General features: G+C 42.9%; 15 protein-coding genes. 2 read left to right on the top strand and 13 right to left on the bottom strand.

Going from position 1 to position 15,869, the window contains the following annotated elements:
* Window positions 1-87: 87 nt before the first annotated feature.
* From BN6471_RS07545 to BN6471_RS07515, 7 genes are all read right to left on the bottom strand, one after another.
* Window positions 88-909: an SDR family NAD(P)-dependent oxidoreductase gene (locus tag BN6471_RS07545; protein WP_066647282.1), complete on the bottom strand. Its 822-nt coding sequence runs from the start codon at window positions 907-909 to the stop codon at window positions 88-90.
* Window positions 910-970: 61 nt separating this feature from the next.
* Window positions 971-1,483 carry a cupin domain-containing protein gene (locus tag BN6471_RS07540; protein WP_066647276.1) on the bottom strand — a complete coding sequence of 171 codons (513 nt, stop codon included), beginning with the start codon at window positions 1,481-1,483 and terminating at the stop codon, window positions 971-973.
* Between the two features lie 31 nt (window positions 1,484-1,514).
* Entirely contained in the window at window positions 1,515-2,630 is a 1,116-nt protein-coding gene (locus BN6471_RS07535) for a Gfo/Idh/MocA family protein (RefSeq protein ID WP_066647274.1), read from the bottom strand.
* Between the two features lie 30 nt (window positions 2,631-2,660).
* Window positions 2,661-4,163 carry a sugar ABC transporter ATP-binding protein gene (locus BN6471_RS07530; protein ID WP_066647272.1) on the bottom strand — a complete coding sequence of 501 codons (1,503 nt, stop codon included), beginning with the start codon at window positions 4,161-4,163 and terminating at the stop codon, window positions 2,661-2,663.
* Between the two features lie 117 nt (window positions 4,164-4,280).
* Window positions 4,281-5,429 carry a substrate-binding domain-containing protein gene (locus tag BN6471_RS07525; protein WP_066647270.1) on the bottom strand — a complete coding sequence of 383 codons (1,149 nt, stop codon included), beginning with the start codon at window positions 5,427-5,429 and terminating at the stop codon, window positions 4,281-4,283.
* A gap of 58 nt (window positions 5,430-5,487) precedes the next feature.
* Window positions 5,488-6,480: an ABC transporter permease gene (locus BN6471_RS07520; protein ID WP_066647267.1), complete on the bottom strand. Its 993-nt coding sequence runs from the start codon at window positions 6,478-6,480 to the stop codon at window positions 5,488-5,490.
* A 139-nt stretch (window positions 6,481-6,619) separates the two neighbouring features.
* Window positions 6,620-7,009: a VOC family protein gene (locus BN6471_RS07515; protein WP_066647264.1), complete on the bottom strand. Its 390-nt coding sequence runs from the start codon at window positions 7,007-7,009 to the stop codon at window positions 6,620-6,622.
* Window positions 7,010-7,272: 263 nt separating this feature from the next.
* Between BN6471_RS07515 and BN6471_RS07510 the strand changes: the two genes are divergently transcribed.
* Both BN6471_RS07510 and BN6471_RS07505 read left to right on the top strand, forming a co-directional pair.
* Window positions 7,273-7,698 (top strand): VOC family protein, encoded by a 426-nt coding sequence (locus BN6471_RS07510; protein WP_066647261.1) that lies wholly within the window; start codon window positions 7,273-7,275, stop codon window positions 7,696-7,698.
* Window positions 7,699-7,792: 94 nt separating this feature from the next.
* A complete protein-coding gene (locus BN6471_RS07505) occupies window positions 7,793-9,016 on the top strand; it encodes a cupin domain-containing protein (RefSeq protein WP_066647258.1) in 1,224 nt (407 codons plus the stop codon).
* A 1-nt stretch (window position 9,017) separates the two neighbouring features.
* On the opposite strand, the gene BN6471_RS07500 is transcribed toward BN6471_RS07505, so the two are convergent.
* The 6 genes from BN6471_RS07500 to BN6471_RS07475 form a co-directional block, all read right to left on the bottom strand.
* Window positions 9,018-9,686 (bottom strand): HAD family hydrolase, encoded by a 669-nt coding sequence (locus BN6471_RS07500; protein ID WP_066649923.1) that lies wholly within the window; start codon window positions 9,684-9,686, stop codon window positions 9,018-9,020.
* A gap of 20 nt (window positions 9,687-9,706) precedes the next feature.
* A complete protein-coding gene (locus BN6471_RS07495; protein WP_066647256.1) occupies window positions 9,707-11,215 on the bottom strand; it encodes a xylulokinase in 1,509 nt (502 codons plus the stop codon).
* 78 nt (window positions 11,216-11,293) lie between these two features.
* The gene (locus tag BN6471_RS07490) at window positions 11,294-12,355 is read right to left on the bottom strand and encodes a zinc-dependent alcohol dehydrogenase (RefSeq protein ID WP_066647254.1); all 1,062 of its coding nucleotides are present in this window, start codon (window positions 12,353-12,355) and stop codon (window positions 11,294-11,296) included.
* A 55-nt stretch (window positions 12,356-12,410) separates the two neighbouring features.
* Window positions 12,411-13,358: a phosphotriesterase family protein gene (locus BN6471_RS07485; protein WP_066647251.1), complete on the bottom strand. Its 948-nt coding sequence runs from the start codon at window positions 13,356-13,358 to the stop codon at window positions 12,411-12,413.
* A 43-nt stretch (window positions 13,359-13,401) separates the two neighbouring features.
* Window positions 13,402-14,199 (bottom strand): DeoR/GlpR family DNA-binding transcription regulator, encoded by a 798-nt coding sequence (locus BN6471_RS07480; RefSeq protein ID WP_082903396.1) that lies wholly within the window; start codon window positions 14,197-14,199, stop codon window positions 13,402-13,404.
* A 101-nt stretch (window positions 14,200-14,300) separates the two neighbouring features.
* Window positions 14,301-15,845, bottom strand: coding sequence for a xylulokinase (locus BN6471_RS07475; protein WP_066647242.1), 1,545 nt, complete (start codon window positions 15,843-15,845; stop codon window positions 14,301-14,303).
* Window positions 15,846-15,869 lie beyond the last annotated feature (24 nt).

Raw genomic sequence — 15,869 nt, 5'->3', positions numbered from 1 at the left:
TGCTATAAAAGGCAACAAAAAGCAGACCGTAAAGGCAATTGTCGTCTTTAACGCAAAAATTATGATCAAAAATATGATAATACCTATTTAAGTAGCTTCAGGAAATCCATCACAGGCAATTCCGCCTCCATCGAGAGGTATCACCGCCCCATTGATAAAATTAGAAGCTTCCGATGCAAGGAATACGGCAATTCCCATTAGGTCTTCCTGTGAAGCAGCCCTTCCCATCGGAATTCGTTCCTTTAGCTTTTGGTAAAACTTTTCATTCGAGAGAGTCGGTGCCGTCATATCAGTCCAACACCACGTCGGCGCGATCGCATTTACTGTGATACCCTCTTGGGGCCATTCGCACGCCAAAGATTTCGTCATGAGATTAACGGCCCCTTTGCTCGTAGAATACGCAGGGTCTCCCCTTCTTCCCGCAAATCCCTGGAGGGACGAAATATTGATGATTTTGCCTCCCCTTTTCTGCAAAAGCATTTGTTTTGCGGCAGCTTTCGTACAAAGAAAAACGCCTTTTACATTAATATCCATAATTTCCTGCCATGTTTTTAGGTCAAAATCCATAACAGGCCTCACCTCAGCAATCCCGGCGCTGTTTAAAAGAATATCGACGCCCCCAAACATATCCACCGCAGCTTTCACCATATAGTCTACTTGGAGTTCATCTCTGACATCTACCGTACAACTTCCGGCCCTTCCACCCATTGATTCAATTTCTTGAACCGTTTTATTATTATTCGCTTCCGTTTTTCCCGCTATCAAAACATCAGCGCCTGCCCCGGCAAACGCCAATGCGCACGCCCTTCCCAGCCCTTTTGCTCCTCCAGTAACGATTGCAGTTTTTCCTTCCAGCGAAAATGCACCCTTGATCTCCAAAGCTTTTTTCAGCAAATATTCATCATCCATTTTTTTGCCCTTCGTTTCTATATATGCGTACGACCAAATTCTTTTGGCATTTCGACTATAGCTATTTTACAGGCGCCGCATTATGAAATATCTTCATCCCTTCATCAAACCACTCGCACGTAGCATAGCCGCTTTCAAGCGGCATCGAACAACCGCTATACATCCAAATAAACTCACACGGTTCATCAAACGGATTTCTAAGCCAATGTACTGTGCCAACCTTATTAAATTGAACGTCACCGGCACATAACACGTATTCTTTATCCCCTGCGCCGACAACTCCTCGTCCCGAAATACAATACATAATTTCTTCGGCATAATAATGCAGGTGCGGTTGATGGTAATCTCCCGGATGATAAACGCTTCTTCCCATCACCGTTTTATCAGCTCCGCATGTATCGCGCCTAACAATTTGTTGTGTTTCTACATTTCCCCGGATCCCGGGCCAAAACCCAGGGGTGCCCGGCCCATGCGCAATCGGGTCTGCCTCCACTTCCCTCCAATTGATCGTCCCTTCCGGAAAATTTTCATAAATCTCTCTCGGTAAATCTGCTTGAATTCTTTTGATACCCATTGCTAATACCTCCTAAAACAAACGTTTTCTCTCAGTCAAATCTCGGAATATAAATCCTTTCGCCATCACGCATTGCCGACTGTTGCGCACATATTCCAGCCACAGTATATTTCGCGGAATGAATTGCATCTGATTTTGGCTGCGTACCGTTGACAATAGCCTGCACAAAATCATTTCCTGTATGAGGATGCGAACCGCTATGTCCTCCCCCCTGGATAAACGATTGATGCGTTTTATCCTCAACCGCTTCGCGGTTAGCCAATTTACCAATCTCAGGCGGAAGCAGGTATCCCGTGTCAGGGCAATCAACGACTTCAGCATCTTCCAGATTCGTATAAACCACATGGCCGGAATCTTCTGTCATCTGCCATTCAAAGGACATCTTGGAGCCATACACGTCAAACGCTTCCCTGCATTGGCGAATCGTATCATATAGCCATCTGGTAGATTCCAGAATGACATCGGTATCCTCAAAAAAGAATGTCGCGCTTTCCGCCGCAAAGGGGCAATGGTATCTTGATTGGCGTTCTTTTTTGATTGCGCCGGAACCATGGCAAACGACGCTTAACGGCTGCTTCCCAATAATTTCAAACGCAGGGGCAAGCGCGTGTGTTCCATATAAGAAAGGCGGGTATCCGAGCCAATAATCCGGCCAACCAGGCAGCGTCATATTTTGCATATGGTCAGAACGCAAGAATTGTAATTTTCCAAACTTTCCTTCATCCACTAATTTTTTTACATATAGAAATTCACGCGTAAATAAATGCGTCTCCAGCATCATATATATTTTATTCTGTTTTTGCGATTCGTTTACGATATCTGCGCATTCCTGGATCGTCATCCCCATAGGAACCGCGCATGCCGTATGTTTGCCGGCTTTCAGGCACATCATTGTATGTTTATAATGATCCGGTATGTCCGTCGCCAGGTGGATCGCATCCAGGTCATCGTTTTTCAGCATATCCTCGATGCTCGTGTAACATAATTCCGCCGGAATGCCATGCTCTGCCGCAGCTGCCTCAACTTTAGATTTTGTCCTTGCGCAAATAGCAACTTTTCCTACATTCGGATGCAACTTATAAATATTGATAAATTCTTTTCCAAACCCCAATCCAACAATTCCAATATTAATTTTCTTTTGTTCCATAACGAGTACTATCCTTTCTTTTGCTACCGCTTATTCCGCATGAGCTAATTTCATAATCGCTAACTCATTCATCAAATCCTTTTCTTCCCTATCTACCATCCCGCTTATCTTGCCGTTTGCCATAACAACGATCCTATCGCTTACCTTAAGCACTTCCGTCAACTCCGAACTTATCATCATGATAGAAATCCCGCGTTCTTTTAGTTCATACAACAGGTTGTAAATCTCTTCTTTCGCCCCCACGTCAATTCCTCGGGTAGGCTCATCGATAATCAAAACGTTGAAATCCGTCAACAGCCATTTTGCCAATACAACCTTTTGCTGGTTTCCCCCAGACATCCTTTTCACCATCATGTCCTGGTTCGCAGGTTTCACATTTAACTTTTTTACAATATCCTCGACTTCCGTCTTTTCGAGTTTTTTGTTAATTATGCCCTTTTTTAAATAATGCGCTTTTAAGTTCGCCAATGTTGAATTCTGTCTGATATTAAAATTCATTAATAAGCCTTGTGTTTTCCGATCCTCTGGTACAAACCCGATCCGGTTCTTAATAGCGTCCTGTACGCGGGGCTTTTTAATCTTTTTCCCATTTAAAATAATTTCGCCGCTCACAATCGGATCCGCGCCATAAATGGCCCGCGCGAGCTCGCTTCGCCCCGCGCCGACCAATCCGGCTATCCCCAAAATTTCTCCTTCATATAACCTTAAATTAATGTTATGAAGTTTCTCATTATTCAAATCTTTAATTTCAAGAACCGTCTTTTCCTTATTTGCGGGTTTTACATTTCTCTGTTCTTCAACAATTTCCCTGCCAATCATATAACTGATCAGCTTGGATTTATCCACTTCCGCAACATCGCCAGTCACAATCAGTTCCCCGTCGCGCAAAACGGAAAAGCGATCCGCAATTTTAAAAATTTCTTCCAATCTATGAGAAATATATATAATCGAAATCCCCTGATCCTTGAGTGTTCGGACAATTTTGAGCATATGCTCCACATCATCTTCACCAAGCGCAGCTGACGGTTCATCCATAATTAATATTTTAGCGTTGTACGAGATTGCTTTTGCAATCATAACCATTTGCTGCTGCCCAACGCTTAGATCCCTGACCTTAGCGTTTAAGGGTATATGAACTCCCAATTTTTCAAAAAGCTCTTTCGTCTTTTTTACAGACTCTTTGCGGTCAATAAATAACTTTGATTTCGTTTTCGGTTCAGCGGATAATACAATATTTTCCGCAACATTAAGAAAAGGGATCAAATCCAATTCCTGATAAATAATGGACACGCCGTTTTCTCTCGCGGCAATAGGTGAAAAGTCCTTAATTTCTTTTCCTTCTATCAAAAGTGACCCGCCGTTAAAATCCGGCGTATAGACTCCAGATAAAATTTTCATTAACGTAGATTTGCCGGCGCCATTTTCTCCGCACAAAGCATGCACCTCACCCTTCTTAATAGAAAGATTGATGTTGTCCAACACTTTGACTCCCGAAAATGTTTTTGATATGTTTTTAAATTCTAATATGTCCACGTTTTACACTCTCCGGTTTTTTGCTTTGCAGCGATGTTCCCACCGCTGCAAAGCACAGCCTTTATTTCTGAGGTTTAACAGCCTTTCCCGATATATTCATAACGGTTACATATCCACTTAAGATTTAACGCTCAACGGTTTTGTAAAAAATGTAGCAAATCCATTTTCCGTATCGTTCATGAACATTTCATAACCCGGTTTCCACGAATACTCCGTATCCGGCAAAGACTGATCCCAGTAATCCTTATAATTTTCACTGGTAATAATCGGGCACGGCAGGCTTACGTATTTATTGTCAGCAACAACTTCATTTCCCTTAAGAATCTCAATAGCAGTTTGTACTGCAACGGCCCCAACATAGGTGGGAAGCATCGTTGTATAAGGAGCAATCGTTCCATCTCCAATTGCCTTCAGGCAGTCATTTCTCCATGCATCAAAGCATACAAGCGTAATTTCATCTTGCCTTCCGGCATCCACAACTGCTTGCCACGCGCCTAAGCCGGAACATCCGTCCGAGCAAAGGAGAATATCAATATCTGGATATGCCTGCAACGCGTCCTCTGCCGCGGCAAGAGCATCCGCTTCGTTCCAGTTGCCATCCGTCTGTCCAAGTATCTTATACTGGGGTTTATCGCCGAGAACGCTCATAAGCCCTTCCGTTCTTTCCGTATCAGCGCCTGCACCGGCAGTACCGGAAACATAGAAAATATTCGCGCCATCCGGCCAGGTATCAACAATATAATTGGCGACAGGTATCGCAAGGTCATGATTATCAGTCGCAACATATGCCGTATAATTATCATTGTCAATCGTACGGTCAAACACAATAACCGGGACTCCCGCTTCGTTGCACATATCTACAACAGGTGCCAGCGCGTCGGACACCGCCGGTGCCAAAACCAACGCGTCAATATTCTGCTGCAACAGGTCTTCACAGTCTGCAAGCTGTTTTGTTACATCAAAATTTGCGTCACAATTAATTAATGTAATCTCATCGCCGTATTCCTCGCATATCATTTCAACGCTTTCAACCATGGATGCACGCCACGGATTACCCGTACCGGCATTTGAAAAACCAATCGTATAGTGTTCCCCTGCCGCCGAGCCTGCATCACTGGCTTCTGGAGCCGAAGAAGCCTCCGTGCCGGTTGTCCCAGGCGCTGCCGAAGACGCATCCGGCGATTTTTCAGTCGTTCCGCAGCCTACAAATGCCATAACTACTAATGCCACCGCGACCATTAATGCAACCATCTTAATTCTTTTCATCTTTTCTCCTCCATTAATATTAATTTGGCATTGCCAAACTGGTTTTCATCCTTTAGCCCTAATCCATGTTCTTCTTCGCTATCATTTTTGCCTGCTGCTGATAAATAATGATCGCGGCAATAATGATCGCGCCTTTAAAAGCTTGCTGTGCGTACGAAGGTACCCCCAGCATATTCAGTATATTTGTAGCAAGCTGTAAAATAATCGCGCCGATCATACTGCCGCCTACGCTGCCTACGCCCCCGCTCATAGCTGTTCCGCCGATCACTACCGCAGCGATGACGTCCATCTCGCTTCCCTTGCCGATCTCTGCCGATGCGCTTCCCATCCGGCTAAACATAACGATCGCAGCAACGCCGCATAAGAATCCGCAAAATGTATAAAACAATATTTTATATTTATTGATATTGATCGCAGAAAGCTTTGCAGCCTCTTCGTTTCCGCCTATTGCATAGGAATAGCGCCCAAACAGCGTATTCTTTTCTAAAATCAATCCTATAATGCCTACGGCAATAAATATTACAACCGGTATCGGAAGAAAATCTGCGATGTACCCCGCGCCAATCGTTTTGGTAAAGGCATCATATCCCGTGACTATTTTCGCATCCGTATATATCAGCGTTAATCCCGCACCTACGCTCATCATTCCAAGCGTCAGAATAAAAGGAGGTAATTTAAATTTTGTAATCATCAGTCCATTGACAAATCCAAATGCCGTTCCGATTGCCAGGGCAATGAGCATCATCGCCACATCGCCATACGCCAGAAAAAACTTTGCTGCAAATACGCTGCTTAAAATCATATTCGATCCAACCGAAAGGTCGATTCCGCCGGATATGATAACAAACGTCATGCCAACGGCCATAATACCTATAATTGAAGCCTGTCTTAAAACATTAGAAAAATTTGACCATGTAAAAAAGGTATCGAACGACAATATCGCTCCGGCAGCAATCATAACCGCCAGTACAATCAAAATACCTTGATACTGCTTCAACACGGCAATTTTTTTCTTCTTTTCAACCAAGCTTTCCGCCACATTATTACTCATTGTTACCTCCTGTAAAAATCAAAGTGTAATGATCATTCTGAATTTATCTTTTGAATTTGTTCCATATTTCGTTCATGCGAAAGAAATGCGTTATCGAAATAAAACAATAATATGATAAAGGTCTTTCAAACAGTGTGTGTTATAACGGCATGTAGAATTCCACTTCCGCGCCATCCGGATCCGTACAAAGCATCCCCCGGATTCCAAGATCCGGCATCGAAGTGGAATGTAGTTTGATCGGAACACCATTCTCGATCAAATATTCCTCCATAGCATCTACATCATCAACCAAAAAAGCAAAATGCCTATACCCGACTATAGAATTATCCGGCTGCGCTTTGTCTTCCCTTTCACCATAATCAAACAATTCCAGCAAGCCCCCGTCAGGCATTCTCAGATTTGTAATCGAAAATTCTTCCCAAACCACCTTGCTTTCTTCCTGCAATCCCAGAATATCGCGATAAAACACAATCGATTTCGCATAATTTCCAGCATTGATCGCAATATGCCCCATTCCCTTGATTTTCATATCGATCCCCTCAATTCTTATGTTTTTTAATTATTTTTTTGAATGTTTGTCAGATGTTGACTGTTATTGTTTATTATTAATTTATATCGTTTATGCGCGTTTGTCAATCATTTTTTGTATTTTTTTATTTTTATATGGATTTTTCAAAATTTGCATGTTAAAATAATAATATTCAAAAACATCTATTATCATTTACTCTCGAACGTTTATCACTCGCTATATATGAAATTTTCAATATATTATAGAAATGAGGTAATAAAAAAATGGCAAACAATTTATTTCAAGGGTATAGCCACATAGGGGTATATGTAACAGACAGGGAAAAGGCGATCCAATTTTATCAAGACGTTCTTTCTTTCGACCTTCTATTCAAAGTAGACAATGAGTCAGATGGCTTGCTGATCGCCATGCTTCAGCTTGGAAATTGTTACGTTGAAGTTCTGGAGCCTCCCCAGGGAAGAGAAAATATCGTTCCCGGTGCAATGTCGAGCGTCAATCATATAGGAATCGTTGTCACCGATATTGATAAGGCGTGCAGCCATGTGGAATCTTTTGGCTATTCGATTGAAAATCGAGGAATCTATGACGTCCCTCGGTTTGGCCGCCCGGACTTAGATCTTAAGGTTGCTTTTTTTCGCGGCCCCAACGGTGAACGTATTGAATTATTCCAAGAATTATACCGCAAATAGTTTCCCATTACTGTTACGTTCGACATTAAAAGGTGGAAGTATTGTATATTTCATAACTGCCTAATTTTTCCAAAACAAGAAACGAGGTTATATTATGAGTTCTATCAGAAAGCAAATCAGCGACGAACTGTCTAGACGAAACGGAATCTTAAATCTTATCCCCAGCTGGGTTGCCCGTACATTGCTTCTTCCCGGTAAGAGATTAAAGCTCCATCCAAACGATTTATATGCTTATGGCGCCGATCATGGGCCTTTGGTAGAAAGATGGGTCGCTTCCGTATCCCGCGCGGACAATGGTAAACTGACGATGCCAAATGAGGGCCTAAGCTATATTAACATTGGATTTGGCAGCGAAAAATTATTGCTGCAAAACGCCATCGACGATGCGGGCGATCTGATTATCGGCCAAAAAGCGATGAACGAAAGCGGTGGCCTAACCGCTTTTGCAAAAATATACGATTTTGCACGCCCCCTTCCTTTCCATATACATTATATGGAAAAGGATGCAAAAGAGTTTGGGGTGGAACCAAAACCTGAAGCATATTATTATCCCCGTCAGCTCAATTCTATAGATTACGAACATCCTTATACTTTTTTTGGCCTTACACCCAGTACCACCAAGGAAGACCTTAAAGTCGCACTTGAACAATGGGGGAAATATGGCGATAACGGTATTTGCGAATTTTCGGTTGCTTACCGCTTGAAATTGGGAACCGGCTGGAATATTCCTGCCGGTATTCTTCATGCGCCAGGGGCATTGGCTACCTATGAACCCCAGCGCGTTAGCGATACTTCTATGTTTATGCAGTCAATGGTATATGATAAATATATCGAACGCGATTTATTGACTAAATACGTTCCTGAAGGAAAAGAGTATGATTTTGATTTTATGATAGATAAAATCGACTGGGCTGCAAATATGGATCCTGATTTTAAACAAAACCATTATTGCGAACCCGTACCGGCACATCCTGAAAACGAGATGGCCGGTTATTACGAAACATTCGTATGTTATGGTTCCGATGAATTTTGCGCAAAGGAGCTAACCGTTTTCCCCGGCGAGGAAGTAACGGTTACAGACAGCGCCTCTTACGGTCTTTTGATGATGGAAGGATATGGTACTATTAATGGGAATGAAATCTCTTCTCCATCTATGATCCGTGTTGGAAATCTTACCAGTGATGAAATGTTTGTAACTGCCAGCGCTGCCCAGGAGGGCGTAAGGATCAAAAACCCGAGTCAAACAGATAATATTGTTATGCTCAAAAATTTCAGCGGAAATTGTGAAGAGTCCAAATGTTTTTTAAGAAAATACTGATTTAAGGATTTTGATCCCAAAATTGTTCTTGTAAATAGGGTATCATATCATCTAACGATTCCAAAACCGCAATAGTCATATCCTGTTCCTGTTTTCCAGGTTTCTCCAAGTCGGGGATCATAATAGTCGGCAGGCCCGCTTGACATGCGGATAAAACACCATTTACCGAATCCTCCAATGCCAGGCAGTCTGATGGATCCATATTCATAATCTTACAAATAGTGGTATATATTTCCGGATATGGTTTCCCTTTGGAAACCATATCCCCACATAGCACTACATCAATGTACTCCCAGATATGCGCCTTTTTGATCAGTTTAAGCACCCTATGTTGTTCTGTGGACGATGCAACCGCCAAAACGTAACCTCGCTTCCTCAAACCCGCCAAACACCGATGTAATCCCTTCTTTAAGGGTACGCCATTTTTTTCTATCCATTCATCCACATATTCATTCCGCATTCTCCTGGCTTCCAAAATATCAAACTTTTCTCCAAACTCATTGACAAAGACAGCATCTGTCTCTTCCTTCGTGAGCCCCAGTGTTTTGTCTAACAACTTATCCCCTGCATTACAGCCCATTCTATCGCAAGCGTGCCGCCATCCTTTTCGCGCAAGCCTTTCCGTATCAAACATCAGCCCATCCATATCAAAAACGAATCCTTTGATCATAATTTTGCTGTACCCACCCATTATATTGTATCCGTGTAAAGTGCATGCATCGCCAAGACTTTTTTTTGATACGCCTGTGCATACTTTTGGTATCGGTCATAATTTTGCCCACAAAACCGTATTACATTGCCGCAGTCAATTGTTTTTGAAATTGCCTCCCTATAATCAGGGATGATCCCTGCGCCTACTGCACCGATCACAGCGCTCCCCACGAGGGCCGCGTCTCCAAGCATCAGCGGTATAACATCCATTCCTAAAACGTCCGCCTTAATCGAGCAAAAAAGTCTTGATTTGGATCCTCCTCCAATACTTCTCATAACATTAGGTTTTACGTTGGGATATAATGTTTTCAACACACTAAAATAGTACCAATATTCATAAGCAATCCCCTCCATGATTGCACGGTATAAATGAGCCCTCTTATGCTTCCAATCCAATCCGCTAAACGATCCCTTAATATCCGGATCATTGGGAAGTACCCTGCCTGCAAAATGCGGGATAAAAAAGATACCTTCACTTCCGGCCTCCACCATTTCCGCCTCTTTTTCCAGCATTTCGTATGTGGCGTGGGGTTCCCCGGTAAACTCACTTTGAAACCACTTGATACATAATCCGCCGCCATTAATATATGAAAGCGGAATATACAATCCATCTATGGGGGATCGCAGCATAATAAGGGTTTTGTACTCAAGATCCGGAACATATTCTCTTACGGCTGCACATAGGTTGGATGCGGTTCCCGCACAATCTAAAAGTGTATTCTCCTCAAAATGCCCTGCGCCGAATGTAGACGCTGCCGTATCCCCGGCTCCCGCCGCTACGGGAATTCCTTCGCGCAATCCGCACAAATCCCCGAACTCCTTTTTTGTCGTTCCTACAATATCAAACGGCGATACCATTCTCGGTAATTTATTTTTATCGATATTAAATTCCCTTAACAGGTTTTCAGACCATGCTTTTTTAACGGTGTCCCCAAATCCAGAAAAAACAATACATGTATAATCCATAAACTGTTCTTCCGCTGACAGGCCTGTCATTTTTCCGACTACATAAGCCTGTGGTACGACAAATTTGCATATTTTATTATATATATCGCTATGCTCATTTTTCCACCAAATAATTTTTGGCGCATGCCCATAGGTCACTTGCCCGCCTGATGTCCGAATCAATTCTTTTTCACTGGTTTCCCTAAGAATATCGAGGTACTTGCCACAGCGCGTGTCCAGCCACGAATCATACGGCGTAACAGCATTTCCTTCCCTGTCTATGCCGATAATCCCCGCCATTTGGCCATCAATTGCAATTGAGAGCACCGATGCAGGAGCAATCTGTGTCTCATCCATCATTTGTTTGATTGTGCGTACGCAAGACAAATAAATTTCTTCCGGTTGCTGCCATACGGTACCGGGTTTTGGACTGATTAAACATGATTGTTCAAATGCGGAAGCGACCACATTCATATCCGTATCAAAAATCATGCTTTTTGTTCCCTGGGTTCCAATATCTATACCGATAATATAATGTTTCATATTATCCCTCCAAAAAAGGGCGGAAATTCCACCTCTCCGCCCTTTCGTTTTCTATTACATGGTATCTTGAACGATCATTTATTTATTCAAATATACTCTTTCTTCCAAATCGGGAACTACAAACACTTTTACAAGGTTTTTATCTTTCCGGAGCTCAAGCAATGCCCATTCAAGATCCTTCAGCGGGACTGCCAGCGAAAACATCGGCTTTGGATCGATCCTTCCATATTCAAGAAGCCTGATCGCTTCGCCCCAGTTATTGCCAATGCCCGCGCAAGAGCCGCTAACCTTTTTTTCACCTAAAACGAACTCATAAGGGGAAAGCGAAGCCATATCGTCAGTTGCGCAAATACCAAATGCTTCCAATTTACCGCCTCTTCTCAGCATCGAAAAAGCCTGTTCGTAAGTTTTAGACGTGCCAACCGCCTCTATTACATAATCAGCGCCTATTCCATCCGTGATCTCCATCACCCGTTTTACCGGGTCTTCTTTTGTATAATCAATCACGATATCCGCTCCCATATCTTTCGCCATCTGTAGACGCGCGGGGCTATCGCCTATTACGATAATCGGCGCAAGTCCCCTTGCTTTTGCTACAGCGGCATGCAAGATTCCCAATCCACAGCCAATGATAACGATCGAGGACGCAATGGTTGCATCCATTCTTTTAGAAGCATGCAATGTCGCAGTCAGCGGTTCTACAAACGCCGCAGTATAGTCGTCCATATCATCCGGAAGTTTATACAAATTTTTTGCAGGCGCTTTCACATATTCAGCAAAACCACCGTTTGTATGTATCCCTAATTGAGTAAAAGTCTGGCATAATAAGCCGTCCCCTCTTCTGCAAAAATAGCAGGTACCGCAGGTAAGGCATATATCGCATGCGACCCGCTCGCCTTTTTTCCAATCTTTTACATCGCTTCCGACCTCATCGATCACGCCCCAAAATTCATGCCCGCTGACCAGCGGCAGTTTGTCAGCGGCATATTTTCCCGTGTAAATACTCCAATCCGATCCACAAATACCGCATACTTTTACTTTGATAAGAACCTCGTCAGATTTTATTTCTGGTACCGGCACATCACAATACTCCATCTGGTTAGGCGCTTTCACGACCTGAGCCTTCATCATTCTGCCCATAGTTTCTTCTCCTTTAAAATATTTTTATTCCCCTGCGGCATCCGCCGCAAACTATTTATCCAAATGTAAGGGCTTTTTTTGCATTATTACAGAGTATTTTCCTGATTTCCGATTCATGAACACCGGCTGCCTTCATCATTTCAGTATAAGTATCGAGAATATAAGCCAATCCCATATCGCCGCCATAATACTTCAAACGCGCACGCGTCGTGTCAAGGCTCACCATTATTTTTTCTGCATGGCCATGGCGTATCATGGCTTGGATGAGCGCCAATTCTTGCTCATGGCTCAAATATTTCAGCCTGTTGACGGTATCGTAATCAAAGTAAACGCCTGTTTTTGCAACTTCTAAATGGTAAGAGAGGTCATATTTCGCGCGATCCAAATGGCAAACAATAATTTTCTCCGGGTCTACATCGAGCGATACTAAAAAAGCGATCAACTCTAAAGCATCTGCGCCTTTTTCAATATGGCATAAAATGGGCGCGCCCGTCATTTTTTGTGCAAGGGCTGCAGCGTGAAACAGCTTCTCATATATTTTTTCACCATGCAGCCCGCACGATTCGACTGCCGTCTTTATGGCTCCCGCTTTATAGCCGGTCCTTAGCAGTCCGCCTGCTTTTGAATCGATCATTCCCTCCGTCAATTCCAGAACAAATTCTACGGCGATTTCATCTGTCGTCTTCGCCTGAAATCTTTCCGGGAAATCGCAAAAAGCCATTTTATGGAATCCTGTCGATGCGACAATATCTACATTGCTTTTTTGCGAGGCCCACGCAAGATTGCCCGCCATTCTGCCAAAATATCCCGGCTGGGCGTCTACAATAAGGCTGCCTCCCTTTATATAATATTCCCGAAGTTCCTTTGCGGAGGCATCCGGATCGTTCATGAACAATACCGGATCCACCTTTTTTGATGCACCTTCTTCTATAAAAAGATGTTCATGGCATTGAATATGCTTTAGGCTTTGTTCCTGAATATCTTTCAATATCGTCCTTATCATCACAAGTTCCTACAGTATTTGAGAAGAATCGAGCAGATCGTTTTTAAATCTCAGATTGATATGCGATCTGGACATCCACCCCCACTTTCTTTGCTTCTTCAACAAAAGCCGGATCAACCGCTTCGTCTGTGATCATAAGGTCAATGTTGGCGAAATCTGCAAACTTAACAAATTTATTTTGTTCAACCTTTGAACTATCCGCCAATACGATCACTTCATCCGCCGCTCCAATAAATTCGCTTTTTATCACGGCCGTATCCATATTCGGGGAAGTCAATCCCCTTTTTATACTTACGCCGTTTGCCGCGATAAACGCCTTATCTACATTCAATTTTCTTATCGTATCGGTTACCGTACTTCCAGAAACATAATGATAATGTCTTCGTATGGTTCCGCCCGGCATAATGATAACGGCATTGGAGTTTCGTTCCAGGAACGCTGCGATCTGCAAATCGTTTGTAATGACCGTCAGGTCTTCACAGCCCACCAATTGCTTTGCCATTTCATAAGTCGTCGTTCCAGTATCGATAATGATGGAATCCCCTCGCTGAATATATTGCGTTGCAAATCTTCCAATGGCCTCCTTTGCTAGCTTATTCTCGATTTCTTTCTGCCCAAAATTAGGTTCATACGTAACCTGTCGGTTGCTAATGGCTCCGCCATGCGTCCTTTTTAAAAGTCCGCTTCCCTCAAGATCCCTTAAATCGTTTCTTATGGTTGCAGGTGAGACCGAAAAAGTCTCGCAAAGAAAATCAACCGTGGTTTTTGTTTCCCTATTTACGAGATCAACGATTTTTTGTTTTCTTTCTTCTGCAAACATATTCTCATCTTTTTTCATCATAGTATTCTGCTTACTCCTTTGTTCTTTATTATTTTAATATTTGTATACTATCATAATATAACAAAATTCAGCAGAAATACGAGTGTTTATTATAACTATTATTAACTTATTTTGACGTTTGTAAGTTCATCTCCGCTCAATGCCATAAAATGTGCGATATCCCTATGTACCTTATAAAACTTTTGATATTGCGCAAATGCTTGCTTATCGGGCTTTTCAATACTCTGTATTTCATGTATTTTGTCTATGATCGTATAATCATTCCAATAACCAAGCCCATAGGCGACCAGGGACGCTGCGCCCAGCGACGCTGCATCCTGGTCGATACACGTTTTAACAATATCAATACCGAAAACATCAGCAAACATCTGGCGCCAAACCTGGCTTTTTGCTCCTCCTCCCACCAAAAGCATCTCCTTAATATCCTGTTGGTAAATGGTCAAAATATCAAAAACATATTTAAGGTTATATGTGATCCCTTCCATTGCCGATCTTACAAGATCATTTCGCGTATGGCTCATAGTAAGTCCCACAAATCCGCCGCAGATATTTTTACTTTCCTCAAAGCTGGCGCCGCCCGCAAGGCTTGGATTAAAAATAAGCTTGTTTGCCCCGATCGGGGATCCCTGAATCATTTGATTCATTTCAAGATAGGCGTCTTTGATCTCGCCTTTCCTTTCCTTTTCTAAAATATCGGTGCAAATATTATCCCTTACCCAGCGAAAACTGGAACCGGCCGCAAAAATACTGGTAGCCGATGCATACATATCATCCGCTACATGGGCAAAAACAAAAGGCTTATATTTCGTATCCAAAATCGGTTTTTTCGACGTGATCGCGATCCAACTGGAGGAACCCAGCGATAAATACGCCCTTCCATCAGCAATCCCCTTAGATCCCAGCGCCATGCAGGAATTATCTACTCCGCCCGCCATTACCGCAACATGTTCTGATAATCCTAAAAGCCCTGCGGCTTGCGGCGTTAAATGGCCAACCTTCTCGTGTGATGCAATAATTTCAGGAAAAAGTTCCCCACGCACATCAGCGGCATTGATATATTCAGGAAGATACTTTTTTTCCAAAAGACTGTAAACCCCGCTCCCCGAAGCATAAGAATGATCCGTGCACATTCTTCCGGTCAGCCTAAGGTTACAATAATCTTTGGAACCGAGAATTTTATAAGTATGATCATAAAGTTCTCTTTCATGGTCCTTATACCACATCATTTTAAAAACAGAATATAACTCCGCCGGGAAGCCATTTCCGGTCGTCATATACCATTTCTCATAATTTATTTCTTTAAAAAACCGGCGGGCTTGTTCTTCCGCCCTGGCATCAGACCAAATTGGGGTAACCTCGCGAAGCAGCCGGCCATCCTTATCAACCGGCACCACTCCAAGCGAATGTCCTGAAATTGCCATCCCCACAACCGTCATCGGGTCTATTTTGGATTTATCAAGCAAAAGCCGGGTCGTTTCTATCACGCCGTTCCACCAGAGATCAGGCCCTTGTTCATGAAATTTACCATTATAATCCGTTTCATACGCAGCGAAAGTATTCGCATGCGATCGGCCGTCAATATCAAACAAGGAAGCTTTTATGCCACCAGTTCCCAGATCATAAGCAATAATCATATTTTTTTGCATAATTTTCTCCCTTTTACGCAAAAC

Source organism: Christensenella timonensis, from assembly GCF_900087015.1.
GTDB lineage: Bacteria > Bacillota > Clostridia > Christensenellales > Christensenellaceae > Christensenella > Christensenella timonensis.
The sequence above is the reverse complement of the archived record's forward strand: the minus strand, read 5'-3'. Positions and strand labels throughout refer to the sequence as shown.